We start from the raw sequence: 25,565 nt of genomic DNA, 5'->3' as shown, positions 1-25,565 counted from the left end.
TCGGCCTCCAGCCGCTCGCGCTCGGCCTCGTCCATCGCCTTCTTCTGGATGGCGTTGTCCTTGAACACCTGCACCGCCTGCGCCATCTGCCCGATCTCGTCGCGGTTGGCCAGCGCCGGGATGGTCACCGTCAGGTTGCCGCCAGCGAGGTTCGTCATCGTCTCGGTCATCGACACGACCGGCTTCACGATGGACCGCGCCACCGCCCAGGCCAGCAGCAGGCCGAACAGGAAGGCGCCGGCCGCGATCGTCATGTTGGCTGACAGGGTGCGGTCCATGCTGCCGGTGGTTTCGGCCAGCACACCGTCACGGTCCTTGCCCTCGATCGCGACGGTGCGGTCCGACAGGTCGGCGAACTCGACGCCGCGGGCGCCCATCACGTCGACCAGCCGGGTGTTTTCCAGCATGACGGTGGCGGTTTCCCGGAACAGGGAGACGTAGCGGTCGGCAAGCTGCTCGGCGGCCGAAGCCGCGGCCCGGCGCGCCGGGTTGCTCAGCCGCTCGGTCGCCCGGCGGATGGCCTCGCCGAAGGCGTCGTCGCGAGCCGACACTTCCGCGATGATCGACTCGTTCGGGCTGGTGAAGAAGCGCGACGCGGCCAGCCGCGCCAACAGAAACTGTTCCTGCGCGAGGGCGGCGTTGGCCGCCGCCTCGTGCTCGCCGTCGGCGATCAGGGTGGAGACGAGCTGCGTCACGGTCTCGCGCGCCTTCTCCCCCGCCGGGACGAGCTGCTCGGCGTAGAGGCGGTCGCGGCGCTGGCGAAGCTCCGCCAGCGTGTTGAAGTCGGCCACATAGTTGGCGAAGACCTGGTTCATCCGCTCCAGCAGGGCGCGGCGCTCGCCGGTCGTTCCATCGAGCGCGCTGCGCAGATCCTTGACGAGTGTCGCCTGGACGGCGCGCACCTGATCCGCCACCTTCGGGTCGCCGAACGTGTTGAAGGTCAGGGCGAGGCGGCGCATCTGGGCGACCTGCGCGTCGATGGAGCTGACCTGAATCGAATGGTTGCTCACCGCCGCGTAGGATTCGAAGCCGTCCCGCGCCACCCCGAGGCCCCGCACGCCGATGGCGACCACCACCGCCAGCAACAGCAGCACCACAAGGAAACCAAAGTAAATGCGGGTCCCGACCTTGAAGCGCCCCGCCAGACTGCTTGTCTGCATCGACCTGATCCTTTGATTGCGACCCAGCGGCGCAGGGGAGCGCCGCCGCCGACCGCCGCAGCCGACCATCGCAGCCAACCGTCCCCGCCGGCCCGATACTCCGGACCCGGCGCAGCCTGTGGCGCGAACTCTATCTCATCCGACCTATCCGAATTTGATTATCAAAGTGTTTCCACACCGACCAAAGGCGTTGGAGGCATCACAATTCGAAATATTCACCCCCACGGCCGCGCCCCATCGTTCCGTTCGTTTCCAACCCGCCACCGCGGGAAGGCCCGCAACCGTCACGCGCGACGCAGGCAAACCGCCGCAATCAGCGCCTTCAACTGACCGGACGGCAAGGGAGGCGGAGAATCCATATGCCATTATGCATGCCCAAATCATAGCCATCGCCCAGTAATTTCAGAGATTCCGCTTGCGCACCGGAAAGTTCTATGTGAACAATCTTCTAAACATTCTCAATTCCTACATATTTATTCGCAAGCATTGGAGTTCCGGGTCCATGAGCGAACCAGCGGTGCGCAAAAGAGGGCGACGCGGATCGCCCGAATCATGGTCGGTCGATGCACATGTCGGGCAACGTGTGCGCATGCGCCGCACTTTGCTGGGTATGAGCCAGGAAAAGCTGGGCGAAGCCATTGGCCTGACTTTTCAGCAGGTCCAGAAATACGAACGCGGCACCAATCGCATTTCGGCCGGGACGCTGTATCGCCTCGGACAGGTACTCGACGTTCCGGTCAGCTTCTTCTTCGATTGCTACGACGACCCGCAGCCCTCCGCTGCAAATGCGGCGGCGTTGGACGACGCCCGCATCAGTGTCAGTTCGATCAGCCGCCGCGAAGCGCGCATGCTCCGCCTTTGGCGGGCCGCTCCGGACAGCGTGAGCGACGAACTCCTCTCGCTTCTGAGCTCCCTGTCGCCCCACCTGCGCGACGCGCGGGAGGACGAGGACGGTGGGGTGGCGAACACCGCGTTCCCGGCCGCCGCGCCGAGACCTCCCTTCGCCGGAGAGAGGATCGTGCTGACGGTCCCGTCATCGCCGGTGGCTGGATCGAAGACCGGGCCGGTGTCCGGGAAGGCCGGCCCAGCGGCGCCGGGCGGCAAGACGGTCCTGAAAGCCACCGCCAAACCCCGCATCAAGACCGATGCGGTGCCCGGCGGAAAGCGGCGGCGCCACGGCGCCGTTTGGGACCCGGCGGATATTTACCGCGCCGGAAAGGCGCCCGCCGGCAAGCCCAGCAAGGCATCCACCTGACGGCGGAACGACAACGGGGCGGCGCCATCGGACGCCGCCCCGCCTACCGGACAAGTTCGGGAACTCAGGATCAGAAGCGCAAAATCGCCGCGGTCGAGGCGCCGGACGGCAATTCCTCCTTGCTCACCACATGCACCTCGCCGCCGCGCAGAAGCGTTTCCGTGGCGGCCTCCTCGACGAGGTCGATGGCGCCGTCCGTCTCGTGGTGCAACGGGAAGGCCCGGTGATAGTCCTCCCGGAAGTGGCCCCAGACCTTGTCGTTCTCGGCCACCAGAAGAACCCCGACCCGCCCCTCGCGCGCCGCCACCATCACGTCCTCGGCCCGCGTCGTCGTCCGCTCCGCCGTGTTGCGGTCGCCGTGCAGGGCGTTGAACCGCTCCACCGCCGTCCGCCGGGTCGACTCGAACATCGGCCGGACCACCGCATAGGCGCGGCGATGCAGGTCGTCGATCTCCAGGGCGTCGGGGTTCGTCACGACCCCCTCCTCCAGCATTCCCTGAAGATGCGTGTCCTTTCGCAGATGCCCTTGGATCTCCTCGTCGGCCACCAGGACGAGCGGGCCGCGGAAGGGCTTCAGATGATCCCGCACACGGCCGCCGACCCGCCCGAGATACTCGATGAGATGGGCCTTGCGCAGCTCTTCAGGATCTTCGCCGAAGTTGTGCGTCTTGACCATCGATACACCGCCGCGGTCCGTGCGGTCGGCATGGCGCGCCGGTGGCGCCGAGTGCAGGTTGTTCTGGTAATCGGTTTCGGCATGGATTTCCGCCACCCCCTGCGGCAGACCGGCATCCTCCTCCGCGATGCCGTGGCGGGTCGCGCAGAACAGGCGCGCCCGCCCGGCGGTGACGGCCAGGATCATGAAGGCCCCGTCGTCCGCCAGCAACGGCAGCAGAGGCCGCAGCGTGAAGCGGGAGTTGACGGTCACCTCCTCCGCCAGTTCGACAGGCACGCGGTGGATGGCCGATACCCCCTTGGCCAGGAAGATGGCCAGACCGCGGTCCATGTGACGCCAGAACTCGTTCTGCTCCAACAGGTCGGAGGCCGGCTTGAGGAACGCCTCGGCGTCGGGCCGGCGCAGGCCGTGCTTCTCGCACAGCTGGTCCTGGGCCTTGGACAGCAGGTTGCGCAGCCGGATCACGTCTTGGCGGATGTCGCGCCCGGCGATGTGGGTGGGCAGGAAGATGGACACCGCCGGGGCGGCATCGACGGTCAGGAGTCGTTCCAGATCGTGTTTGCAGAACATCGCCTTCGTCGCCCTCCGTGTTGCTCGTTCGGGGAATTCCGATTGGAGCAACCGGCGCGTCGGGCCATGGTTCCAGGGTGCCTACCGACTGGGCAGGCGCCCGGAACAGGGCGTACGGCAAGTCAGCCTATGACGCCCGTGACGCGGACCTCGGCCCATGACAAGAGGGACATCACCAGGAGCGGACCGGCCCGGTGTCGATGTGCACGAACCCGCTGCGCGGGTAGTAGCCGACGCCGCCGGCCTCCATACCGCGGGCCGCGGTGGCGATGGCCTTCAGTTCGACATCCGGCAGCATCACGTCGATGGCCATGCCGCGGGTGTGGTAGCTTTCCTTCGCGACCCCGCGCGAGCGGCGGCGGGCCATGGCGTTGGTGCGGCGCGACCGGTAGCCGCAGATGACCCGGAAGGGCTCATCGCTGTCCAGCGTCTGGTGCAGACGGGCCAACACGTCGAACAGGCGCGGGTCGTAGCGGCCGACCTGCTTGGCCCGATGGTCGCGCAACAGCACGTCCAGCTTCTTCAGCGCGTCCGGGCGGTAAGCGCCATCGGCCCAGTAGACGCCGCTGAACTGCTCGTTGGTGTTGATGTTGTGCAGGGCCAGTCGGCGGACGCCGCCAGCCAGGGGGGCCGCAAGGGCCGGTGCGGCGGGCAGCAGGGCCGGGACGGCCAGAGCGGTCAGAGTCGCGGCGGCGAAGGTCAGAAACCCACGGCGGCCGGTCTCGCGCCCATTCATCGGCGCGGCACGGTCGTCATTCCCCAAAAGCATTACTCCCTATGCATTTTGGTGATCGGGCCGTACCGTTCCAGCGCCGGACGACCCCCTATGGATTGTTCGAATAAGACCAAAATATTGTGGTCATAGCGAACGACTATTTCCTATAGGCTAGGGCTTGACCAGGATCAACCCGAAAATGGCCCGAATCGGTCACAATTCGGCCTCCGACCACACCCGGTGCCTGCACCGCGGGACCTCCACCCCTGGCCGGAGGCCGTACGCCGATTTCCCGACCCCGTGGACGCGCGTCTCCGCCTCGTCGGGCGGGGATTCACGTACTACATTCGATTGAAAGAACGGGGGATCGGACCTCCCGCCAGCCGAGGACGGACCATGCACGCATCCCAGACGCTTACCGACCGACGCTGGCCGACGCCGGTCCTGGCCGCGCTGACGCTGGCGCTGTCCGTGGTCGCCGGCACGGCCTCCACCCAAGCCACCGCCGAGGCGGCCTCTTACCGCGACACGCTGACCGGATGGGCCGACCGGCTCGACGCCGCCGCGACGGCGCTGGAAGCCGAGCCGGAGCGCGCCGTCACCCGCATCGGGTCCGGACCGCTCCTGAAGAAGGGCAGCAGCGGCGAGCGCGTGGAGCGGCTGACGCAGCGCTTGGCCGAACTGGGCTTCCTCGACCGGGCGCGCCAAGGCGATCTGCTCGATGAGGAGGTGGACACCGCGGTGCGCGCCTTCCAATTCAGCCAGCGCATGAAGGTGGACGGGCTGGTCGGCGGAGGCACGCGGGTGGCGCTGGACCGCAGTCCGCATGAGGCGGCCGCTCAGATGCGGCGCAGCGCACTGTCCATGCGCGCCTTGCGTGACACCGCCCCGGACACGGTGATCCTGGTGAACCTGCCCAGCCAGACCACCACGTTGGTCCGCGACGGGGAGGAGGCATTGACCATGCGCTCGATCGTCGGGCGCCCGTCGCGCGAGACTCCGCTGCTCCAGGACCAGATCACCCACGTCATCGTCAACCCGACCTGGACCGTGCCGCCCACCGTCCTGAAGGAAGACAAGCTGCCCCTGCTGCGGGCCAAAGGCACGCCGGGAATCGCGAACGCGGTGGTCTATCTGGACGGCGCCCCGGTGGAGCCGGCCATTGTGGACTGGCGCAACGTCTCGCCGCGCCGCGTGCGGATCGTCCAGCAGCCGGGGGACCACAACGCGCTGGGCCGGTACCGTTTCAACATGACCAACCCCTACAACATCTATCTGCACGGCACCAACGAGCCAAGGCTGTTCGACCGCGAGATCCGCACCGTCAGCTCCGGTTGCGTCCGCCTGGAGGATGCGCGCGGCATGGCCGAGGCTCTGCTGGCGACCGAGCATGTTTCCACGGCGCGGCTCGACCGCATGCTGGACCGGCAGGAGCCGCAATGGATCAAGCTGACCCAGCCGGTGCCGGTGCGCTTCGTCTACTGGACCGCGACGGTGGACGAGCGCGACGCCGTCCGCCTGCACCCGGACATCTACGACCTGAACGAGGACACCGTCCCCGCCGCGGTGCCGGACCCGACCGGCCCCACCTCGGCCGACCCGCGGCCCCCGGCCCAGAGGGCCTAGCCCAAAGAAAAGGCGCCCAAAGAAAAGGCGCCCAAAGAAAAACGCCCCCGCCGGTCGGCGGGGGCTTTCTCGTCAAGTGGCCCGCAGTTCGGTGTCGGACCCGGACGCGCGCCAGACCTTGGAGGCAGTCGGGCCGGTATCGCCAATGGTCTCCACGTATTTCACGGGGTCGCCCGTCTTGAGCTGGTCCATGTCCACGTTCAGGCAGCTGTTCCGGTGGAAATAGAGCTGCGTCCCGGTGTTGGTCGTGATGAAGCCATGATCCTCGTTCGGGTTGAGCTGCGAGACGCGGCCCGGCTGCTCCGGATCGTGGACCTTCACATCGCGGCGCATCTTGTCCTTGTATTCCTTCAACTGCCGCTCTGCGGCTTCGAAGGCGTCGCGGATTGACGTCCGGACGTCGGGATTGGCGTAGCGCTCCTTCGCCTTGTTCGGCTTGCGGCTGACCACGATGTCCTGGCCCGGCACCATCAGCTCGATGTGGACGTCGAAGACGTTGCCGGTCTTGTGCTGGCGGTGCTGGGCTTCCACGGCGACCCGCATGCCGACCAGACGGTCGAACAGCTTTTCCGTCTTCTCCGCCCGTTCGCGGATGTAGGCCTCCAGCTCCGGCTGGGAGTCCATGTTGTGGAAGGCGATTTCCAGGTTCGTGTCCATGGGGTCCTCTTTAAGCACGACGTGAGGAAAGCGGCGCGACGCGGGCCGCGTTCAGGAGTCGCGGGCTCGGCCGGGAATGCGGAACTCCTCGCCCTGGTCGGCGATGCCCGGCATCTCGCCTTGGTTTTCCATGCTCAGCACCGGTTCGACCGGCTCGGTCCGCTCGGCGGTGTCGTCGGGGCCGCGGGCCGGGTTCGGGCGCAAGGTGTCCCGGTAATTGTCCTCGATGGCGATTTCCTCGCTGGCCAGCGTCCAGTGGTCCGCGGCGCGATCCTCCGGACGGCCTTCGCGCTCCCAGATCTGGTGAGCGCGCGCTCTGATCCGGCTTTCCAAATCATCCGCCATCCGGGTTGCCTCCTTTCCGTTCTCGTTCCGCGCCTCCCGTGCCCTCCAGTGGGATGGAGCTTCAACCGGGGCGCTTCCCGACAACCGGGCCGGAACACCGAAGGTTCCTCCCCAAGGGACGGTCGGAGCAGGGAAACCAACGGAATCCACGCCGTTTGAATTAATCCCGAAGGGGTGGTATTCGACGAAGGCGACGATCCGGAGGATAAACGTGTGAACCGGCCTGAACACGGACGCTCCCTCACGTCCCGCCTCCTCACGGGCACGCGCCGCTTCCGCACCTCTCTGTTCGCGCTGCCGCTGGCCGCGGGGGTGCTGCTGGCGCTCCCGGATACCGCCGCCCGTGCCGCGGATGGAGCGTCGCTGCTGCAACTCGGCCTTTTCCAAAGGGAGGGGGATGCCTGGTGGGCGTGGGACAGCCTGCGCCGCCGCTCGCCCGATCTGGCGGACGGGCTCAGCCCGGCGGTCGTTCCGCTCGACGCGCGGCGCCAGGGCGAGGGCGTCGCGTTGCGGGCCACCGCCCCGGTGGGGCTGGACGTGGCGGCGCTGTGCCGCCGCATGCTCGGTGCCGGGTTCGGCTGCCTCGTCCTCGACGCGGCCCCCCTGCCTGTGCCGCCCCAGGCGCCGCTTCAGGCGCCGCTTCAGGCGCCGGAGACCAAGCCGCCCGCCGACAGCGCGCAACTCGCCCCGCCCCGCCCCGCTGGCGACGGCAAGGCCGACGTCGCGATCACCTACCCCCCGGAAGCCGCCCGGACCATGGCCGCCATCGAGAAGTCCGGCCGCCGCAAGGGCCGGCTGGGCGCGGTGATCCCCGACACGGCGCTCGACGTCATGCCGGCGACGCTGAAGGAGGAGGGCTGGAACCTCTGCGCCCTCACTTTCGACGACGGGCCGCACCGGGTGGTCACCCGCCAGATCCTGGACGTGCTGAACCGCGAGAAGATCCCCGCGACCTATTTCCCGGTCGCCAGCGTCGCCGAGAATCAGGGCGAGGTGATCCGCGATTTCATCGCCGCCGGGCATGAGATCGGCAACCACAGCCTGACCCACGCCGACCTGCGCGCCATGGACCCCGACGCGCAGCGCCACGAAATCGCCGAGGCCAACCGCATCCTGCGCGGGTTCGGCGCCAACCCGGTGCTGTTCCGTCCACCCTATGGGCGCTACACGCCGGATTTGCTGGCCATCGCCCGCGAGGAGAGCATGAGCCCGGTGCTGTGGACCGTGGACACCCGCGACTGGCAGGTCCGCGACCCCGACCGCATCGTGCAGCACGTGAAGACCGAGGCCGGGACCGGCAGCGTGCTGCTGCTGCATTCCACCTACCCGTCCACCCTCAACGCCCTGCCCCGCGTGATCGCCGCGATGCGGGCGAAGGGCTGCGAGTTCGTCACCCTGTCGGATTGGATCGAGCGGATGCACCAGATCGCCACGCCGGCCACGGTCATGGCCCCGACCCTGGTCAATGCTGGCGTGAACGCTGGAGTGAAGGCCGGGGCGAAGGCCGGCGACACACCTCTGCGCGCCGCCAACTGAGCGGCGCCGGCCGCAGCCGGGTCGAGGCCCTTACTTTCCGGTCTTCTGCTTGCGGATTTGCAGGTACTTGCGGATGGTCGCCTCGACCTCCGGCGGCAGCATGTTCCAGGCGCCGGACACCGACCCACCCTTGACCTCCTCGATGGTCACGGTGGCGGCGAAGGAGAACTTTCCGCAGGCATCGTCGATCCGCACGCTGATCCGCGCGGTCTGGCTGGGGATCAGGGACCCGTCGAAGCCGGTCGCCACGAAGCCCTTGTGGCTGACCCCCGCCAACGGAAAGCTCTTGCCGTCGAACTCGATCACGTTGGCCGAACCGGCGGACGGGCCATTGGATGGATTGGGCCGGCGCGGCGCCGCCTTCTTCTCATCCTTGACGGTCACCTTGAGAAAATCGAACAACCCCATGCACAGCCCCCGCCGAACAGCGCCGTTCATCGCCACGGCGTCACCACTTTATGCGCGGACTTCCAGAAGGGGGCAATCGGGATTTCCCCGAACGGCGGCGCTTCAACCCTGAGGCAAGGCCACATCCCTCCGTCGCTCCGCTCCGGCGGACAGGGCGTCCAGCGCCCGCCGGACGCACAGCAGGGTGAAGGGCAGCAGGATCGCCAAGACCGCGGCCATGCCAGCCGCCACCGTCAGCACACCCGCCGCGTCGGCCCCGCCCAAATGTGCGGCAAGGGTCAGCAGCAGATGGAGAATCAACGCCGACAGCATCGCCGCCGCCAGCGCCGGCCCGACAAATCCTTGCCGGCCTCGGCCTCGTGACTCGCCGGTCGCCGCGCGCCATGACCATCGTGGACGCGCCGCCGGGCAAGACGTCCCATAGACATCCAGCATGGGCACTCCTCCCGTCACTGCTCATCCGGCGCCGGTTGGATTGGGGCAATACGGCGGGATGAAGCGCGACCACTATAGCGGCGAAAATGCGCGGAGCCTAAAATCTGAAGTACTTATTCTGATTGGACGGCCCTCCCGCCAAAGGTTATGGGCTGGGGAACGCTCCCTTCACCTCCCGCGTAGGCTCTCCACAGAGTCTGTGGATAACTGTGTTGACAAGGCCCGGCTTTTTCCGATTCGAGTCAAGCGCGACAAGGCCATAGCGCGATTTGCCTAATTTTTGGGCATGTCACACAAACCATTGAAATGCATTGCCTTTCCAGATTCCGGAAGGTGTTGCAGCGCTCACGCCTGTCAATTGGATTCTGCTGCCCGACAGCCCACGCGGCAATTTCGCGCGGGTCTGTGCCCTGTTGACAACTGAATGTTCGGATTCCCCGCATGAGGCACCCCGATCCCGCCGACATTCCCCCAAGCGGCGGACATGGTTTGCCCAACCATCCATTCGCCCGTATTACAATCCGGTGCAGGATCCCCGGGTCAGGGTCACGGTGACCGCGGTTCCGCCGCCCACCTTGCTGAAGACGCGGATGCCGCCGCCCATGCGCTCCACCAGAGCCTTGCAGATCAGCAGGCCAAGGCCGCTCCCCATTTCTCCGTCGGCACCGGGGGCGGCATGGGGTGGGTCGATGCGGAACAGATGGGGCTGCAGGTCCTCCGGGATGCCCAGCCCGTTGTCCTGGACCCGCACGGTCACCCCCCCGTCCGCCAGGGCGGCGGACAGCATGACGATGCTTCCCGAGGGGGAAAAGCGCACCGCGTTCTCGATCAAATGCTTCAGCACCGTGTTCAGCGCGAACAGGTCGCCCAGCACCGGGGTGGCGACGATGCGGTTGACGATCAGGATGTCGCGCGAGCGGGCGCGCGGCTCCAGCTCCTCCAGCACGTCCTGGAGCAGGCCGCCCAGTTCATAGACCCGCAGGTCCAACGGCACCTGATTCAATTGCAGGCGGGACCACAGCGATAAATTCTCGATGGTCCGCATCATCTGCCGCCCGGCGTCGCTGCACAGCGCCGCGTAGGCGCCCAGATGCGCGGTCCCCTGGCCGGGGCCGCCGCCCGCCGGGTCGGGAAACGCCACGTCGGAGGAAATCATCTGCGTCGCGCCGAGGATGGCGCTCAGCGGGTCCTTCAGCTCCTGGCAGATCTGCCCGAGGAAGCGGTTCATGCGCGCGACCGCGTCCGCCAACTGGTCGACCCGCAGAGCGCGCTGCGTCTCCTCTTCGAAACGGCGGGTGATGTCGGTGACGAAGATGCAGAAGCCCGGCGCCGACCCGCCGTCCTCGCCGTCCAGCCGCGAGTCGTTGAAGATCGCGCGGAGCGGCGTCCCGTCGGAGCGGATCAGGGTGACGTCGTAGCTGCGGTGCGGGGTCAGGTCGCGGATGGCCGCCTGCCGTTCCAGGACGCTCCGGCTGCTTTCGGCCACATAGGCCAGCAGGTGGGTTCCGACCAGCTCGCCGGCCCGGTAACCGAGCAACGCGCACAGCGCCGGGTTGACGCCGACGGTGACCAGTTCGCGATCCACCACCCAACAGGCCTGCGCGCTCTGGTCCAGAATCCGCCGGCTCAAGCCGCCCCAATCAACCGCCGGGCGCGTGGGCTTCGACAGCAGTGCCAGCATGACCCCTCCCGTCATCATCCTGTGCGGGTCGGTCACACGGCCGTGTGTTCGTGCATTTTCTTTTCGACCCGCCACCAATGATAGGCACGGGCGGCAGAAACCTTCAACAAAATGTGGGTTTCGCCAATGTTATAGAGCCGTCATCGATTCGCGCTTTCCCGCGCTTCTGCTTTCCGATCGGTAACCAAGCGGCTTTCGTGTCCTCTCTCCTTAAGTTCTTATGACGCTTTTCATAGGCTTCGTGTTGAGGATGGCGGCCTCATCAATCCTCGGCCGTCGCCGCCCAGCAGCGCAGGACTTCCGCCACGCTCCAGGCCTGCGAGATGCAGCCGCGCGGGCTGAAGGGCGGCTCGGCGTCGAAGATCTCGGAGATGGTGCCGATCCCCGCCTGGTCCAGATGCGGCAGGAAGCCCTGGAGCAGCTCCCGCGCCCCCGCCTTGTCCTCCGGATGCAGCTTCAGCCACGCATCGACATAGGGACCGATCAGCCACCCCCAGACCGTGCCCTGGTGATAGGCGGCGTCGCGGGCGCGCAGGTCGCCGAAGTATTTCGGTTTGTAGTCGCGCTGCCCCGGCGCCAGCGAGCGCAGCCCGACCGGGGTCAGCAGCCGTTGCCGCACCGTCTCCACCACCGGCTCCCAACGGCCGTGGTCCAGCACCGGGTTGTCGAGCGAGACGGCGAAAATCTGGTTGGGCCGGCAAGCGTCGTCATCCCCGCGCTCCCCATCCACCACGTCGTACAGATGACCGGCCTGGGCGCACCAGAAGCGCGCGTTGAAGGAGGCGCGGGCCTGTTCCGCCAGCTCCTCGAGCGGGCGGGCCGCTTGGGCGTCCCCCTCCTCCGCCAGCCAGCCGGCGGTCAGGCGCAGCGCGTTGTACCAGAGCGCGTTGATCTCCACCGCCTTGCCGCGGCGCGGCGTGACCACCCAATCCTCGACCTTCGCGTCCATCCAGGTGAGCTGGTAGCCCTCCCGCCCCTGGCGCAGCAGCCCGTCTCCAGGGTCCACGGCGATGCCGAAGCGGGTGCCGCGCCGGTGATGGTCGATCACCTCGACCAGCCGGGGCAGCAGCAGTTGCAGCGTGTGCCGGTCGCCGGTCGCGCGGACGTAGCGGTTCAGCGCGTGGAAGAACCACAGGGTGGCGTCGGCGGTGTGGTACAGCCCTTCGTCCTTGCCGTCGGGGAACATGTTGGGGATCAACCCGTCGCGGATGTAATGCGCGAAGGTGCGCAGAATCCAGCCGGCCTCCATATGGCGCCCGGTGGTCAGGGTCAGCCCCTCCAGGCTGATCATGGTGTCGCGGCCCCAGTCGGTGAACCAGTGGTAGCCGGCGATCACCGTGCGCACCTCGTCCCCCTCGGCGCGGGCGCGCATCTGGTCGGCGACGCGGCCCGCCGGCACGAACAGGAAGCTGTCCGCCGACAGCACCAGCTCCGCCATCGCTCCTTCGCGCAACGAGCGGTGCGCCGTCCCGACAATGCGGCGGCGCCGTTCCTTCTCGAAGCGCAGGACGTCGGAAGGGGGCAGCGCCCACAGCCGTTGCCAGGGCTCCGTCGCCGCGACGAAGCTCAGCGTCTGGCCCTGGCTGAGCGGACCGCTGAAATAGCCGGGCGTCCACAACGAACCGCGCGATTCGTAGCCGCGCTCCGCCTCCACCGGATAGACGATGTCGCGCCGCGCCCCGCCGTCCAGGGTCAGGGGAAGCTCCGCCCCCTCGATGGTCATGCGCAGCACCGGCAGCTCCGGACCGGCCCAGACCTCGTACTCGTGACCGCGGGCGGTGACGCGATAGTCGCGGGCCAGCGGCTCGTCCACCGCCGATTCCAGCTTGCGGAAGGCCATCACCGGACGGAGCCGCAGGCAGATCGGCTGCGGCGCCTTGACCACCCGGTAGGTGACATGGACGATGTTCTGCAGGTGCGGCAGCACGATCTGCTTCTCGATCACCACGTCGCCGAATTCATAGCGCCAGACCGGCAATCCGGATTCCATGCGGAACTCGGCGAGGCCGGAAGGGGCGGCGTCCGACGGGTAATTCGGGTCGGGCCAATGGTCCGCCTGCGGGTTGTGGACGGTCAGCCGCCGCTCGGTTCCGTCCGGCTGGATCAGCACGTCGTTGAGCTGGCTCAGCATCACCACCCGGCCCAGCGGCGCCGGCAGGGCTGCCACCAGCAACCCGTGATACCGACGCGTCACCGCTCCCGACAGGGAGGAGGAGGCGTAACCGCCCAAGCCGTTGGCAACCAGCCACTCGCGGGACAGCGCGGCATCCGGCGCGGATCGCAGGGTGTCGCGCGTGATCTTGCGGATAAAATCAGCCATGGGTCTCCTGAGCGCTTGCGCCGTGGCCTTCGGCCCGTTCCCCGTCTGGAACGACGTCCTTGACGGTCAGGACGACCGCCGCATGGCCGGGAAGCCGCCAACTGCCGTCTGGCGACTCCGGCGGGATGATGCCGCAGCCACCGTAGCGGGGAGCCTCGCTGGACCACAGCGGCGTCCATTCCCTGCCAACCGGCGGCGCCAGCAGCGGTTCCGGCAGGACGTCCAGCCGCAGGTCGCGGCCCAGATTGACCAGCAGCAGCCGGTCGTCCCCGTCCCCTCCCGGCCCGAAGAAGCGCAGGACGAACGCCTCCTCCCCCAGCACGGCGCCGTCCAGCCCGCCGTCGCCCTGGGCGCGGAACACCGGGTCCTCCCGGCGCAGGCGCAGAAGGTCGCGGTGCAGTGCCCAGACTTCCGCGTGGGTGTCCCGTTCCGCGTGGTCGAGCTTGCTGCGCCGGAAGGTCTCCTCGTCCTGCGGGCGCGTCAGGCGGGCGCGCATGGCGGGGGTGGCAAGGCTGGGAAACTGGGACAGGAACTCCGCCCGTCCCGTTTCCACCTGGGCGGCCAGATCGGGTTCGTGGTCGGCGAAGTAGTGGAAAGGCGCGCTGGCCGCGAACTCCTGCCCCTGGAACAGCATCGGCGTGCCGGGACCGAGCAGGGTCAGCGCGGTCAGCGCCCGGAAGCGCCCCGGCGTGGTCAGGGCATGGACCCGTTGTCCGCGGCCCGAATTGGCGATCTGGTCGTGGTTCTGGAGGAAGGTGACGAAGGCCGGTCGCGGCAGCCCGTAAGCCGGCGAGCCCCGCCGCTTGCCCTGCCAGCGGTACCATTGCCCCTGGTAGAGGAAGCCGTGCTTGGTGGCCGACAGCAGCTCCTGCGGCGTGCCGCGGTAGTCGGTGTAATAGGCCTCGTTCCGCCCGGTCAGCGCGACCTGCGCCGCGTGGTGGAAATCGTCGTTCCACAGGGCGTCCAGTCCGCAGCCGCCCCGCTCCACCGAAGTGGCCATGGCGGCTTGCTGGGTTTCGTTCTCCCCGATCAGCAGGGTGCCGCGCCCACGCGCCGCCTTGCGGACGGCCTGCCCGATCTCCTGGATGATGTGCGGGGTGGAGCGGTCGAACATCTGCTGGGTGGCGTCCAGCCGCAGCCCGTCGAGATGGTACTCGTCGATCCAGAAGGCGGCGTTCGCCCGGAAGAACTCCCGCACCGGACCGCAGTTCGGACCGTCGAAGTTGAGCGCGTCCCCCCACTCGTTCTCGTAGCGGGTGGAGAAGTAGTCCGGGGCGAAGCGGGACAGGAAATTCCCGCTGGGGCCGAGGTGGTTGTAGACCACGTCCAGAATCACCGCTAGGCCGAGCGCGTGGGCACGGTCCACAAAGCGCCGCATGTCGTCCGGCCCGCCGTAGAGCCGGGTGGGGGCGAACAGATCCACCCCGTCATAGCCCCAACCGAAGCGGCCCGGGAACTCCGCCACCGGCATGAGTTCGAGGACCGTCACACCCAGTTCCGCCAAGCGCGGCAGTTCGCGCGCCGCCGCCTCCCAGGTGCCCTCCGGCGTGAACGTGCCGATGTGCATCTCATAGACCACCTGCCCGCGCAGGCCGCAGCCCGTCCAGCCGGTGTCGGTCCAGGCGAAGGCGGACGCATCCACGACCTGCGATGGTCCTTCCGGCCCGTCGGGCTGGAAGCGGGAGGCCGGATCGGGGAAGGCCGGGCCATCGTCGAGTTGAAACCGGTAGAGGCTGCCCACCGGCACCCCCTCCACCATTGCGGAGAAGTAGCCGTCGCCTTCCGGGTCCAGCGCCACCGCGCGCTCCTCCGGCCCGACCAGCAGGTGGACGCTGCGGCAGGCCGGCGCCCAGACCCGAGCCAGTGCCCGGTCACCCGGAGCGGGCTCCACGCCTATGGGACAACGGCGGACGGTGAAGGCCGAACCACCGCAACGCGCTGCATCGGGAGGACTCGACACGGGACACCCCTACCGCAATGTTACAATCACCGCCCCCAACAGACGCCGCCTGCCTTCGTCCCACCGGCGAGTCCATTGGAGCCGCCACCATCCCTCCAGAAAGGTCCTCAGCCATGCCGCACCCCTTGCCGCGCGTCCTGATTTGGAACGAGTTCCTTCATGAACGCCGGGACGAGACGGTGCGGTCCCATTATCCCCGGGGCATTCATGAGGCGTTGGCCGCCCCCTTGCGCGCCGCCGGACTGACCGTGGAGACCGCCACGCTGGACGAGCCGGAGCACGGCCTGACCGAGGAACGGCTGAACGCCGCCGACACTCTGGTCTGGTGGGGGCACCGCGCCCATGCCGAGGTTTCGGATACGGTGGTGGAGCGGGTGAAGCGGCGGGTGACCGAGCATGGGATGGGCATGGTGGCGCTCCATTCCAGCCATTTTTCCAAGCCCTTCCTGGCGCTGATGGGCACCGGCTGCTTCCTGAAGTACCGCGTGGCGGCGGAGAAGGAACGGCTGTGGGTCGTCGACCCCGGCCACCCCGTGGCGGCCGGCATCGCGGACTGCATCGAGTTGGAGCATGAGGAGATGTATGGGGAGCCCTTCGACGTGCCACCGCCCGACGATCTGGTCTTCCTCAGTTGGTTCCAGGGCGGCGAAGTCTTCCGCAGCGGCTGCGGCTGGCGGCGGGGGTTGGGCCGCGTCTTCTACTTCCGGCCCGGCCATGAGACCTACCCCACCTACCACCACCCGCAAATCCAGCGCGTGATCCTGAACGCCGTCCGCTGGGCCGCGCGGCCGGAGGGGCTGGAGGCGCCGGTGCGGGGACGGCGGGCGACCCCGCTGGAGCCGATCCCGCACCGGACGTGAGGGGTCAAACCCGCTCGCCGAAACTCTCGGCGGCGGCGTCGATCACCGCGGGGTGGGCACGCAACGTGTTGAGAGCCGTTTCCCGCTGGGCATCATCCAGCTCCAGCGTGACGATGACATCGGCGGCCCCGCCGCGTTCCGCGTCGCGTTCCTCGCGTGCGGTCTGGACGACGTGGCCGCAGCGGTCGCGCAAGCCCCCGACGATCTCCGCCTCGACGCCGCGCCCCTTCTCCGCCGGGTAGGCGTAGACGATCTTCATGGCCTTCCACCCTTGTTTTGGCCCGTCATCATGGCCCGCCGTCACGGCGCGAAGACGACCCGCATGCAGTCGTCGGCCTTCTCCTTGAACATGCGGTAGCCCTGGGGCGCGTCGTCCAACGCCCATTTGTGAGTCAGCAGGTAGGCGGGATCGAGGTCGCCCTTCTCGATGTGCTCGAACAGGCGTTTGACGTAGCGCTGGCCGTGCTGCTGCCCCATGCGGAAGGTCAGCGCCTTGTTCATCGCCGCTCCCATGGGGAACTTGTCAATGAGACCGCCATAGACGCCGACGATGGACAGGGTGCCACCCTTGCGGCAGCACTGGATCATCTGGCGCAGGACGGCGGGCCGGTCGTTCTCCAGCCGCAGGGCCTGCTTGCCGCGGTCATACAGATCCTCGATGCCCGAGGCCCCGCTGTCGGCCTCCATGCCCACGGCGTCGATGCAGACGTCCGGACCGCGCCCGCCGGTCATCGCCAGCAGGGCGTCGTAGATGTCGACGCGGCTGTAATCCAGCGTCTCCGCCCCCGCCTTCATCTGGGCGGCGCGCAACCGGTCGGGAAAGCGGTCGATGCCGATCACCCGCTCCGCCCCCATCAGGAAGGCGCTCTTCATCGCCATCTGGCCGACGCCGCCGCAGCCCCAGACGGCCACCACGTCGCCCGGCTTGATGTTGCCCATGTCGGCGGCCATGTAGCCGGTCGGCACGGCGTCGGAGACGAAGACCGCCTGCTCGTCCGTCACCCCCTCCGGCACGCGGAAGCAGTTGGTGTCGGCGAAGGGGACGCGGATGTATTCGGCGTGGCTTCCGGCGTAGCCGCCGAAGGCGTGGCTGTAGCCGACGATGCCCGCGGTGCAATGCCCGTAGGCCATCTCCTCGAAGGCCGGTTGCGGGTTGGAGTTGTCGCAGAGCGAGAATTCCTCGTGCTGGCAGTGCCAGCATTTGCCGCAGCCGATGATCGACACGGTGATGACCCGGTCGCCGCGGTTCAGCCGCATCACCTCCGGCCCCTTCTCCACCACCTCGCCCAGGAATTCATGGCCGATGATGTCGCCGGCCCGCATGGTGGGGACGTAACCGCCGATCAGATGCAGGTCCGACCCGCAGACCGAAGACAAGTTGACCTTGATGATCGCGTCCTGCGGGCCGAGGATCGTGGGGTCCGGCACCCGCTCCACCCGCAGGTCGTTCACGCCGTTCCAGCAGAGCGCCCTCATCCCATCACCTCCCGCAGTTTGGACGTCACCCGCCCCCGCTCGGCCCGCCCGCTCGGCTGGCCGTCGATGGTGGGAAGCTCACCGACCTCCATGATCCGCTTCAGACGGCGCAGCGCCTCGCGCGCCTGCTGCTCCGGCGCGGTGCCGAACAGGCGGGACACGGCGTTGCCGCCGGCACCGCCCGGCGGATGGTAGGCCAGCGTCAGGCTGACCTCCGTCCCGCGCCCGCCCGGCGCCGGACGGAACAGGACGGTGCCGCGGTGCGGCAGGTCCGCCCCCTCCAGCGTGTGCCAGGTGATGAGTTCGTTCTCCCGGACCTTGTCCAGCCGGCTGTTCCAGACCACCGGAACGCCGCCGGGGCCGTGGGCCTTCCAGCGGCTTTCCGTGTCGGACAGGATCTCCACGGCGTCGAGGTGGGGGAACAGCGCCGCCAGATGGCGGACGTTGCGCCAGTGGCGGAACAGCTTGTCGGCCGGGACCGCGATCGTGACGTTCGCCTGGGTGGTCGTCGGCTCCCGGCGCAGCGCCGGCAGCGCGGCCTGCCGCAGCGGGCTGGACAGCGGAACCCCCGCCGCTCCCGCGAGGAACAGCCCGCCGCCGAGCGCGGCCAGCGCCCAGCTTCCTCGCCGCGCCCCGGCGAAACCCACCGCCGTGCCGCCCAGAATGGCGGCCCAGCGTTCGAGCGTCCCGGCGGAGCCCTCCATGCGCCGCCCGCCGTCCCGGCCCCTAATCATTGCCCGTCCTTCTTCTTCAGCAGGTCCAGCTCGTACAGCCCCTTCATCAGGTCGTCGTGCAGGTCGATGCGCTCCGCGATGTCGGTGTAATGGGTGGCGTCGGGCGCCCGCCCGGCCTCGTCCAGCGCGCGGTCCCACTGATTCCCGGCGAAATCGCCGCGTCCGACGAGCATGACGGCGCGCAGCTCCATCCGCTGATCGGGCGACAGCCCCTCCAGCATCTGGCGCAACTGGTCCAAGGCGCCGCTCGCGTCGGAGGACAGGATGCTGAGAGCGTCGAGATCGGTCGGGTTCCGCGAACCGCGTTCGCTGCGCTGCTCCCCGAGGTCGATGTTGCGCATTCCCGCGAGGAAACGCTGGCGGTCGGCCACGGCCTCGTACGCGAGGTCGGCGGCCTGCTTCACGGTATCGACCGAAATCTGTTTGAGCATGTGTCGCACTTCTTTTCAGTTGCACGGCTTTGCCCGACGCCAACAGCCGGGCTGGGGGTTCGTCGCGGAGGAACCCCGGTTACCCGTCCCGTTTGCGCTGCTCGTCGGAGGCGCCGCGGGACCCGCCGGAGCCGGAGCCGCGCTCGCGCCCCTGCCCGCTGGACTGGTTCTGGCCGGGCTTGTTGCCGGCGGCCTTGTCCGGGTCCTCATGGCCGGACTTGGCCGCCTTTCCGGCGCCGCCAGACTGGTGCTTTTCCTGCTCGGTGTCGCGGTTGCTGCGGGACATGGGGTTTCTCCCGGTGTGGTTGGACGGATTGGCGGCGCCCGGCGCTGCGGGGCGTTGCGCGCGGCCCGTGTCGAGGAGCCCGTGTCGAGGAGCCCGTGTCGCGGACCGCCTCTCGGCACAACCGGAGACGGTGCGGCGAGGTTCCGGAGCAACACGGATGCCCGGTGGCTTGTTATCTCCCGCAAGACCTTGGCAAGCCGGAGAACACCCATGCCGCTCCTGTCGGCGCAGATCGGCGAAACCGTGGACGGGACGTTCGCCCCCGTGCGCCTGGACACCGACCGCGGCACCGTGGACGCCCGCCTCTACGCCGCCCCCGATGGCCACAAGGCGGCGGGAACGCTGGGCGTCATCTGGCTGGGCGGCGTCGGTGGCGGCTTCGATTCACCGGCCCATGGGCTTTATCCGCGGCTGGCGGAGGATCTTACGGCGGACGGCATCGCCTCGCTGCGCGTCCGCTACCGCAACCCGCGCGCGCTGGACGAGGCGGTCTATGACACGCTATGCGGCCTGACCTTCCTCGGCCGGATGGGCATCCACCATGTGGCGCTGGTCGGCCACTCCTTCGGCGGGGCGGTGGCGATCCAGGCGGCGGCCTCCAACCGCGGCGCGGTCTGCACGGTAGTGACTTTGGCGAGCCAGGGGCTGGGCACCGACGCGGTGGCGGACCTCAGCTGCCCCGTGCTGCTGGTCCATGGCGAGGCCGACGAGGTGCTGACGCCGATGTGCTCGATTCACGTCCACCGCATGGCGCGCGAGCCGAAGAAGCTGGTGCTGATGCCCGGCGCCGGCCATTGCCTGGACGAGACCGCCGAGGCCGTCTGCCGCGAGGTGCGCGACTGGCTCAAGGCTCAACTGCTGGAGCGGTAGGGCATATCCTCTCCCCCACGGCACCCTCCGGGATTAGGCTGCGGCCACCTCCCCGAAAGCCCGGAGCCTGCCGATGCTCGGCACCCTGACCCTTCTTCTCTCCTGCCAACTGGCTGGGGAACTGACCGCCCGACTGCTGCATCTGCCCGTACCGGGGCCGGTGCTGGGCATGGTCCTGCTGTTCGTCGGCCTGCTGGTCCGCGGCGGCGTGCCGGAGCCGCTGCAGGAAACGGCGGGCGGCATCCTGCGCCACCTGTCCCTCCTTTTCGTTCCTGCGGGCGTCGGGGTCATGGCGCACCTGAACCGGCTGCAGGACGAGGCCCTGCCCATCGCTGCCGCCCTGCTGGGCAGCACGCTGATCGGCGTCGCACTGACCGCCTGGGTGATGAGCATCCTGAGCCGCCGCGGCCCCGACGCCGAAACCGGCAATGGGGAGAATTCCGTCGGGGAGGACGCGCCATGAGCCCCGATTTCCACGAGATCTGGGTTTATCTCTCCGCCAGCCCGCTCGCCGGCCTGACCCTGACGCTGGCCGCCTATCAGGCCGGGATGTGGGTGTTCGAGCGGTTCGGGCGGCGGCCCGCGCTGAACCCCGTGATGATCGCGGTGCTGCTGATCGCCGCGACGCTGATGGTGGCGGGGATCGACTACCGCACCTATTTCGATGGCGCGCAGTTCGTGCATTTCCTGCTCGGCCCGGCCACGGTGGCGCTGGCGGTCCCGCTCTACCGCCAGTTCCAGCAGGTCCGCCGTTCCGCCGTGGCGCTGCTGGTCGCCCTGCTGACCGGCTCCGCCGCGTCGGCCTTGAGCGCCGTCGCCATCGCCTGGGCGCTGGGCGCGTCGGAGCGCACGATGCTGTCGCTGGCGCCGAAATCGGTGACCTCCCCCATCGCCATGGGCGTGTCGGAGCAGATCGGCGGTCTGCCCTCCCTCACCGCGGTCTTCGTGATCCTGACCGGGATCATCGCCGCCTCCTTCGGCACTTGGGTCCTGAACCTCGTCCGGGTGACGGACTGGCGGGCGCGCGGCTTCGGCATGGGGGTGGCCGCCCACGGCATCGGCACCGCCCGCGCGCTCCAGGTGAACGAGGTGGCGGGGGCCTTCGCCGGGCTGGGGATGGGGCTGAACGGGCTGGTGACGGCCATCCTGCTGCCGATCCTCTACCGCCTATTCTTCGGCTGAGGCCGCGCTTCGCGAAAGAAGATTTCATGGAATCGTGGCTTGACAGAGCAAGCCTGCCTGCGCACAGTGTGGCCCATGATCCGCATCGACCACACGAACGCCCTTCTGCGACTTATCACCCCGGCGCTTTGAGCGTCCGGGTCGTCTGCGTTCGTCTGCCCTGTTCCCTGGTCGAAGTGTCTGTTTTCCCATGAGCACCTATTGCACGCGCCCATTCGGCACGCGCCCTTGCGGGGCGAAACGTGTCTCCCGGCTGGGGCCGGGGCTGCGACTTAGGAACGGTCGCTGAGCCGCCCGGCAGCTCGGCGACCGTAGTCCCGCCGGTCCCCACACGACACGAGACAACGCCCCGCAGCACAAACCGGGGCTCCCAAGGGATCACGAAGCGTCATGAACCACATCGCCACCCCCGCCGCCGCCACTTCTGCCAAGCACGAGAAGTACGTCCCCTTCGCCCCGGTGAAGCTGACCGACCGCCAGTGGCCGAACCGGACCATCGAGAAGGCGCCGGTCTGGTGCTCGGTGGACCTGCGCGACGGCAACCAGGCGCTGATCGAGCCGATGGGGCCGGACCGCAAGCGCGCGATGTTCGACGCGCTGCTGAAGATGGGCTTCAAGGAAATCGAGATCGGTTTCCCCGCCGCCTCGCAGACCGATTTCGACTTCTGCCGCGAGATCATCGAGGGCGGCAAGATCCCCGACGGCGTGACCATCCAGGTGCTGACCCAGGCCCGTGAGGAGCTGATCCGCCGCACCTTCGAGGGCATCAAGGGCGCCAAGCGCGCCATCGTCCACCTGTACAACTCCACCTCGGAGCTGCAGCGCCGCGTCGTCTTCGGGCTGGACCGCCAGGGCATCGTCGACATCGCCGTCGCCGGCACCAAGCTGATCAAGCAGCTGGCCGCCGAGCATCCGGAGACCGAGATCGTCCTGCAGTACTCGCCGGAGAGCTTCACCGGGACTGAGCTGGAGTTCGCCCTGGAGATCTGCGAGGCGGTGATGGAGACCTGGGGCGCCGACGCCGCCAACAAGGTCATCCTGAACCTGCCGGCGACGGTGGAGATGTCCACCCCGAACATCCACGCCGACCAGATCGAGTGGTTCTGCCGCAACATGAAGAACCGCGACGCGGCGATCATCTCCCTGCACCCGCACAACGACCGCGGCACCGGCGTCGCGGCGGCGGAGCTGGGCATTCTGGCCGGCGCCGACCGCGTGGAAGGCACCCTGTTCGGCAACGGCGAGCGCACCGGCAACGTGGACGTGATCACGCTGGCGCTGAACATGCTGACCCAGGGCGTCGATCCGGAGCTGCGCATCGACGACATCAACGAGATCGTCCGCGTCGCCGAATACTGCACGCAGCTGCCCGTCCATCCGCGCCACCCCTACGCGGGCGAGCTGGTCTTCACGGCCTTCTCCGGCTCGCACCAGGACGCCATCAACAAGGGCCTGAAGGCGCTGGCCAAGTCCAACCACGGCACCTGGGAGGTTCCGTACCTGCCCATCGACCCGCAGGACCTGGGCCGCAGCTACGAGGCGGTGATCCGCATCAACAGCCAGTCGGGCAAGGGCGGCATCGCCTATGTGCTGGAGAAGGATTACGGCATCCAGATCCCGCGCCGCCTGCAGATCGAGTTCTCCAAGACGGTGCAGCGCATCGCCGACGAGACCGGCAAGGAGCTGGCCCCCGCCGACATCCACAACGCCTTCAAGGCGGAGTATCTGGACATCGACGCCCCGCTGGCCCTGATCGAGCATTCGACCGAGCCGCGCGGCCCGAACTCCGGCGCCCGCGTCCTGAACGTGGTGGTGTCGCGCGACGGCGTGGTCAGCACGCTGAAGGGCTCGGGCAAGGGTCCGATCGACGCCTTCCTGGACGCGCTGCGCCAGGGTGCGGGCATCGACCTGCATGTGGTGGACTACCGCGAGCACGCCGTCGGCGAGGGCGAGGACGCCCAGGCCTGCGCCTATGTCGAGGTGAAGACCAAGGACGAGCGCACCCTGTTCGGCGTCGGCATGGACGCGGACATCGTGACCGCCTCGCTGCGCGCCCTGGTCAGCGCCGCGAACCGCGCCGCGCGGTAAGGGGTTCGGGAACAGAAAAAGGGGCGCCCGGTGGGGCGCCCCTTTTTTGTTGGGGTGGTGGGAAGTGTCCGAGACGGGCCCCCACCCTGACCCTCCCCCGCTGCGCAGGGGAGGGCCAAGTTTCCCTCCCCTGCGCAGCGGGGGAGGGAGGGACCCGCGCGCAAGCGTGGGAGGGTGGGGGCAACCAGAACAGCCCCCTCCCCCGTCACCCCTCGATGCGCGAGAAGTCCGCCACCGCGTTCAGCGTCGCCCGGATCTGGCTGAGCAGGCGCAGGCGGTTGGCGCGCAGGTCGGCCTGCTCGGCGTTCACCGTCACCTTGTCGAAGAAGGCGTCCACCGGGCCGCGCAGGCGGGCCAGCGCCGCCATGGTGCCGGTGAAGTCCTCCTTCGCCAGCAACGGCCGGGCCGTCTCGCCGGCGCCGGACAGGGCGCCGTAGAGGTCCTTTTCCTCCGCGAGCGTCAGCAGGGCCGGATCGACCGGCTGGTCGTAGGCCTTGCCGTCCTTCTTCTCCTCGATGCGGACGATGTTGCTGGCGCGCTTGTAGGCGGCGAGCAGGTTCGCCCCCTCCTCCGACCCGACGAAGGTCTGGAGCGCCTTCACGCGGGCCAGCAGCCGGACGAGATCGTCCTCGCCGCCGAGCGCGAACACCGCGTCCACGAGGTCATGCCGCACGCCCTGGTCGCGCAGCGTGACCTTCAGGCGGTCGGCGAAGAAGGCCATCAGGTCGGTGGCGACGCCTTCGGCGGCGGCGAAACCGCCGACCGTGTAGGCGCCGTGCGCGGCCTTGAACAGCTGCGTCAGGTTCAGCCGCAGCCCGTTCTCCAGGATCAGCCGGATGATGCCCAGCGCGGCGCGGCGCAGCGCGTAGGGGTCCTTCGATCCCGTGGGCTTCTCGTCGATGGCGAAGAAGCCGACCAGCGTGTCGAGCTTGTCGGCCAGCGCCACGGCGACCGACACCGGAGCGGTCGGGCACGAATCGGACGGGCCGAGCGGCTTGTAATGCTCGGCGATGGCCTCGGCGACCGCCGGGTTCTCGCCCTCGCCCAGCGCGTAGTAGCGGCCCATGATGCCCTGGACCTCGGGAAACTCGCCGACCACCTCGGTCACGAGGTCCGCCTTGGACAGCAGAGCGGCGCGGGTCGCGGCGTCCGCGTCGGCGCCGATGGCGCGGGCGATCTCCGCGGCCAGGACCTGGACGCGGGTGACCTTCTCCGCCACCGTGCCGAGCTTGGCGTGGAAGGTGATGGCGCCCAGCTTGGACACGCGGTCTTCCAGCTTGGTCTTGCGGTCCTGGTCCCAGAAGAACTTGGCGTCGGACAGGCGGGCGCGCAGGACGCGCTCGTTGCCGGCGACGATGGCCTTGCCCCCGTCCGCCGTCACCGTGTTGGCAACCACGACGAAACGCGGCGCCATCTTCCCGGCCTTGTCCAGCAGGGCGAAATACTTCTGGTGCGTGCGCATGGAGGTGATGAGGACCTCCGACGGCACGTCCATGAACGTCTCGTCGATGGTGCCGACCAGGGCGACCGGCCATTCGACGAGGCCGGCGACCTCCTCCAGCAGCCCGTCGTCGGGGGAAAGGGTCAGCCCCTCCTGCGCGGCCAGCGCCTCGGCGTCGGCCTTGATCTTGGCCTTGCGCTCGGCGCGGTCGAGCACGACGTGGGCGGCGTGCAGCTTGGCCTTGTAGTCGGCGAAGCTCTCGACCGTGAAGGCGTCCGGCGACAGGAAGCGGTGGCCGCGGGTGCTGTTGCCGAAGGCCAGCTTGCCCTGCGCTCCGCCCAGGTCGAACGAGCCCTCCAGCACCACGCCGCCGAACAGCGCGATGATCGAGTGCAGCGGGCGCACCCAGCGCACCGTGCCGGTCCCCCAGCGCATCGACTTCGGCCAGGGGAAGTCGCCCATGACCGCCGGGATGATCTCGGCCAGCACTTCTGCGGTGGCGCGGCCCTTCTTCTCCGCCACGGCGAAGTAGAAGACGCCCTTGCCGGTGTCGCGCTGTTCGCACTGGTCCAGGCTGGTCAGGCCGGCGGACTTCAGGAAGCCGGCGACCGCCTGCTCCGGCGAGCCGACGCGCGGCCCCTTCTTCTCCTCGCGGACGTCGGCGGTGCGCTCGGCCAGGCCGTCGATCACCAGCGCGAGGCGGCGGGGGGTGGAATGGGCCTCCGCCGTGTCGAAGGACAGGCCGTTGGCGGCCAGCTTCTCGGTGACGAGGCGCTTGAGGTCGTCCGCCGCGCGCGCCTGCATGCGGGCCGGGATTTCCTCGGAGAAGAATTCGATCAGAAGTTCGGGCATG

23 protein-coding genes and 1 pseudogene are annotated in these 25,565 nt (G+C 68.6%); 8 read left to right on the top strand and 16 right to left on the bottom strand.

All coding sequences use genetic code 11. The features are described from left to right. Positions 1 to 1,160 (bottom strand): HAMP domain-containing protein (locus H0B54_RS03090; protein WP_188259170.1); only part of this gene is annotated, 1,160 nt, incomplete at its 3' end. A gap of 502 nt (positions 1,161 to 1,662) precedes the next feature. Between H0B54_RS03090 and H0B54_RS03085 the strand changes: the two are divergent. Next, positions 1,663 to 1,936 (top strand): annotated as a pseudogene (locus H0B54_RS03085) (helix-turn-helix domain-containing protein); the annotation flags it as partial. Between the two features lie 549 nt (positions 1,937 to 2,485). Here the strand turns inward: H0B54_RS03085 and H0B54_RS03080 are convergent. Then, positions 2,486 to 3,661, bottom strand: a complete 1,176-nt coding sequence (locus H0B54_RS03080) for a baeRF3 domain-containing protein (RefSeq protein ID WP_188259169.1) — start codon at positions 3,659 to 3,661, stop codon at positions 2,486 to 2,488. Positions 3,662 to 3,833: 172 nt separating this feature from the next. Continuing rightward, the gene (gene mepK / locus H0B54_RS03075) at positions 3,834 to 4,430 is read right to left on the bottom strand and encodes a peptidoglycan L,D-endopeptidase MepK (protein ID WP_188259168.1); all 597 of its coding nucleotides are present in this window, start codon (positions 4,428 to 4,430) and stop codon (positions 3,834 to 3,836) included. Between the two features lie 342 nt (positions 4,431 to 4,772). On the opposite strand from mepK, the gene H0B54_RS03070 reads away from it, so the two are divergent. Continuing rightward, entirely contained in the window at positions 4,773 to 6,002 is a 1,230-nt protein-coding gene (locus H0B54_RS03070) for a L,D-transpeptidase family protein (RefSeq protein WP_188259167.1), read from the top strand. 72 nt (positions 6,003 to 6,074) lie between these two features. On the opposite strand, the gene H0B54_RS03065 is transcribed toward H0B54_RS03070, so the two are convergent. Together H0B54_RS03065 and H0B54_RS03060 are read right to left on the bottom strand one after the other, a co-directional pair. After that, on the bottom strand, positions 6,075 to 6,659 hold the full coding sequence (locus H0B54_RS03065) for an HPF/RaiA family ribosome-associated protein (protein ID WP_094302006.1): 585 nt from the start codon (positions 6,657 to 6,659) through the stop codon (positions 6,075 to 6,077). A 51-nt stretch (positions 6,660 to 6,710) separates the two neighbouring features. Continuing rightward, positions 6,711 to 7,004, bottom strand: coding sequence for a DUF2934 domain-containing protein (locus tag H0B54_RS03060; protein WP_188259166.1), 294 nt, complete (start codon positions 7,002 to 7,004; stop codon positions 6,711 to 6,713). Positions 7,005 to 7,217: 213 nt separating this feature from the next. Here H0B54_RS03060 and H0B54_RS30385 point away from each other — a divergent pair, with 213 nt between their 5' ends. Then, a complete protein-coding gene (locus H0B54_RS30385) occupies positions 7,218 to 8,540 on the top strand; it encodes a polysaccharide deacetylase family protein (RefSeq protein ID WP_343068882.1) in 1,323 nt (440 codons plus the stop codon). A 30-nt stretch (positions 8,541 to 8,570) separates the two neighbouring features. Here the strand turns inward: H0B54_RS30385 and H0B54_RS03050 are convergent, their stop codons facing one another. From H0B54_RS03050 to treZ, 5 genes are all read right to left on the bottom strand, one after another. After that, positions 8,571 to 8,948 (bottom strand): hypothetical protein, encoded by a 378-nt coding sequence (locus H0B54_RS03050; protein ID WP_094302003.1) that lies wholly within the window; start codon positions 8,946 to 8,948, stop codon positions 8,571 to 8,573. A gap of 102 nt (positions 8,949 to 9,050) precedes the next feature. Next, positions 9,051 to 9,260 carry a hypothetical protein gene (locus H0B54_RS03045; protein ID WP_188259165.1) on the bottom strand — a complete coding sequence of 70 codons (210 nt, stop codon included), beginning with the start codon at positions 9,258 to 9,260 and terminating at the stop codon, positions 9,051 to 9,053. Positions 9,261 to 9,897: 637 nt separating this feature from the next. Next, complete coding sequence (locus H0B54_RS03040) at positions 9,898 to 11,064, bottom strand: PAS domain-containing sensor histidine kinase (protein ID WP_188259164.1); 1,167 nt, start codon at positions 11,062 to 11,064, stop codon at positions 9,898 to 9,900. A 262-nt stretch (positions 11,065 to 11,326) separates the two neighbouring features. Then, a complete protein-coding gene (locus H0B54_RS03035) occupies positions 11,327 to 13,384 on the bottom strand; it encodes an amylo-alpha-1,6-glucosidase (RefSeq protein WP_188259163.1) in 2,058 nt (685 codons plus the stop codon). Further along, entirely contained in the window at positions 13,377 to 15,275 is a 1,899-nt protein-coding gene (treZ, locus tag H0B54_RS03030; RefSeq protein ID WP_188259162.1) for a malto-oligosyltrehalose trehalohydrolase, read from the bottom strand. The genes H0B54_RS03035 and treZ overlap by 8 nt, the downstream gene beginning before the upstream one ends. Positions 15,276 to 15,457: 182 nt before the next feature. Here treZ and H0B54_RS03025 point away from each other — a divergent pair, with 182 nt between their 5' ends. Then, entirely contained in the window at positions 15,458 to 16,204 is a 747-nt protein-coding gene (locus H0B54_RS03025; RefSeq protein ID WP_188259161.1) for a ThuA domain-containing protein, read from the top strand. A gap of 4 nt (positions 16,205 to 16,208) precedes the next feature. Here the strand turns inward: H0B54_RS03025 and H0B54_RS03020 are convergent, their stop codons facing one another. From H0B54_RS03020 to H0B54_RS03000, 5 genes are all read right to left on the bottom strand, one after another. Further along, on the bottom strand, positions 16,209 to 16,463 hold the full coding sequence (locus H0B54_RS03020) for a hypothetical protein (protein WP_094301997.1): 255 nt from the start codon (positions 16,461 to 16,463) through the stop codon (positions 16,209 to 16,211). 41 nt (positions 16,464 to 16,504) lie between these two features. After that, positions 16,505 to 17,680, bottom strand: a complete 1,176-nt coding sequence (locus tag H0B54_RS03015; RefSeq protein WP_188259160.1) for a zinc-dependent alcohol dehydrogenase — start codon at positions 17,678 to 17,680, stop codon at positions 16,505 to 16,507. Then, positions 17,677 to 18,414, bottom strand: coding sequence for an SRPBCC family protein (locus H0B54_RS03010; RefSeq protein WP_188259159.1), 738 nt, complete (start codon positions 18,412 to 18,414; stop codon positions 17,677 to 17,679). The genes H0B54_RS03015 and H0B54_RS03010 overlap by 4 nt, the downstream gene beginning before the upstream one ends. Further along, entirely contained in the window at positions 18,411 to 18,845 is a 435-nt protein-coding gene (locus tag H0B54_RS03005) for a DUF3775 domain-containing protein (RefSeq protein WP_188259158.1), read from the bottom strand. The genes H0B54_RS03010 and H0B54_RS03005 overlap by 4 nt, the downstream gene beginning before the upstream one ends. A gap of 79 nt (positions 18,846 to 18,924) precedes the next feature. Next, entirely contained in the window at positions 18,925 to 19,131 is a 207-nt protein-coding gene (locus H0B54_RS03000) for a hypothetical protein (protein ID WP_038526580.1), read from the bottom strand. 210 nt (positions 19,132 to 19,341) lie between these two features. Between H0B54_RS03000 and H0B54_RS02995 the strand changes: the two genes are divergently transcribed. The 4 genes from H0B54_RS02995 to leuA all read left to right on the top strand — a co-directional run bounded on the left by H0B54_RS02995 (position 19,342) and on the right by leuA (position 23,271). Next, positions 19,342 to 20,001, top strand: coding sequence for an alpha/beta hydrolase (locus H0B54_RS02995; RefSeq protein WP_188259157.1), 660 nt, complete (start codon positions 19,342 to 19,344; stop codon positions 19,999 to 20,001). A gap of 73 nt (positions 20,002 to 20,074) precedes the next feature. Further along, positions 20,075 to 20,464 (top strand): CidA/LrgA family protein, encoded by a 390-nt coding sequence (locus H0B54_RS02990; protein WP_094301992.1) that lies wholly within the window; start codon positions 20,075 to 20,077, stop codon positions 20,462 to 20,464. Continuing rightward, complete coding sequence (locus tag H0B54_RS02985) at positions 20,461 to 21,183, top strand: LrgB family protein (protein WP_188259156.1); 723 nt, start codon at positions 20,461 to 20,463, stop codon at positions 21,181 to 21,183. Before H0B54_RS02990 ends, H0B54_RS02985 begins: the two co-directional genes overlap by 4 nt. 390 nt (positions 21,184 to 21,573) lie before the next feature. After that, the gene (gene leuA, locus H0B54_RS02980; RefSeq protein WP_188259155.1) at positions 21,574 to 23,271 is read left to right on the top strand and encodes a 2-isopropylmalate synthase; all 1,698 of its coding nucleotides are present in this window, start codon (positions 21,574 to 21,576) and stop codon (positions 23,269 to 23,271) included. A gap of 205 nt (positions 23,272 to 23,476) precedes the next feature. Here leuA and glyS read toward each other — a convergent pair whose 3' ends face one another. Next, complete coding sequence (glyS, locus tag H0B54_RS02975; RefSeq protein WP_188259154.1) at positions 23,477 to 25,564, bottom strand: glycine--tRNA ligase subunit beta; 2,088 nt, start codon at positions 25,562 to 25,564, stop codon at positions 23,477 to 23,479. Between the last annotated feature and the right edge of the window lies 1 nt (position 25,565).

The organism is Azospirillum tabaci, assembly GCF_014596085.1.
In the GTDB taxonomy this organism is placed as follows: domain Bacteria; phylum Pseudomonadota; class Alphaproteobacteria; order Azospirillales; family Azospirillaceae; genus Azospirillum; species Azospirillum tabaci.
This window is presented reverse-complemented; position numbering and strand designations above follow the sequence as displayed.

Coding starts and splice junctions, on each gene's coding strand:
- H0B54_RS03080 (WP_188259169.1), bottom strand. CDS start 3,661: ATGTTCTGCAAACACGATCTGGAACGACTCCTGACCGTCGATGCCGCC.
- mepK (WP_188259168.1), bottom strand. CDS start 4,430: ATGCTTTTGGGGAATGACGACCGTGCCGCGCCGATGAATGGGCGCGAG.
- H0B54_RS03070 (WP_188259167.1), top strand. CDS start 4,773: ATGCACGCATCCCAGACGCTTACCGACCGACGCTGGCCGACGCCGGTC.
- H0B54_RS03065 (WP_094302006.1), bottom strand. CDS start 6,659: ATGGACACGAACCTGGAAATCGCCTTCCACAACATGGACTCCCAGCCG.
- H0B54_RS03060 (WP_188259166.1), bottom strand. CDS start 7,004: ATGGCGGATGATTTGGAAAGCCGGATCAGAGCGCGCGCTCACCAGATC.
- H0B54_RS03050 (WP_094302003.1), bottom strand. CDS start 8,948: ATGGGGTTGTTCGATTTTCTCAAGGTGACCGTCAAGGATGAGAAGAAG.
- H0B54_RS03045 (WP_188259165.1), bottom strand. CDS start 9,260: ATGCTGTCGGCGTTGATTCTCCATCTGCTGCTGACCCTTGCCGCACAT.
- H0B54_RS03040 (WP_188259164.1), bottom strand. CDS start 11,064: ATGCTGGCACTGCTGTCGAAGCCCACGCGCCCGGCGGTTGATTGGGGC.
- H0B54_RS03035 (WP_188259163.1), bottom strand. CDS start 13,384: ATGGCTGATTTTATCCGCAAGATCACGCGCGACACCCTGCGATCCGCG.
- H0B54_RS03025 (WP_188259161.1), top strand. CDS start 15,458: ATGCCGCACCCCTTGCCGCGCGTCCTGATTTGGAACGAGTTCCTTCAT.
- H0B54_RS03020 (WP_094301997.1), bottom strand. CDS start 16,463: ATGAAGATCGTCTACGCCTACCCGGCGGAGAAGGGGCGCGGCGTCGAG.
- H0B54_RS03015 (WP_188259160.1), bottom strand. CDS start 17,680: ATGAGGGCGCTCTGCTGGAACGGCGTGAACGACCTGCGGGTGGAGCGG.
- H0B54_RS03010 (WP_188259159.1), bottom strand. CDS start 18,414: ATGATTAGGGGCCGGGACGGCGGGCGGCGCATGGAGGGCTCCGCCGGG.
- H0B54_RS03005 (WP_188259158.1), bottom strand. CDS start 18,845: ATGCTCAAACAGATTTCGGTCGATACCGTGAAGCAGGCCGCCGACCTC.
- H0B54_RS03000 (WP_038526580.1), bottom strand. CDS start 19,131: ATGTCCCGCAGCAACCGCGACACCGAGCAGGAAAAGCACCAGTCTGGC.
- H0B54_RS02995 (WP_188259157.1), top strand. CDS start 19,342: ATGCCGCTCCTGTCGGCGCAGATCGGCGAAACCGTGGACGGGACGTTC.
- H0B54_RS02990 (WP_094301992.1), top strand. CDS start 20,075: ATGCTCGGCACCCTGACCCTTCTTCTCTCCTGCCAACTGGCTGGGGAA.
- H0B54_RS02985 (WP_188259156.1), top strand. CDS start 20,461: ATGAGCCCCGATTTCCACGAGATCTGGGTTTATCTCTCCGCCAGCCCG.
- leuA (WP_188259155.1), top strand. CDS start 21,574: ATGAACCACATCGCCACCCCCGCCGCCGCCACTTCTGCCAAGCACGAG.
- glyS (WP_188259154.1), bottom strand. CDS start 25,564: ATGCCCGAACTTCTGATCGAATTCTTCTCCGAGGAAATCCCGGCCCGC.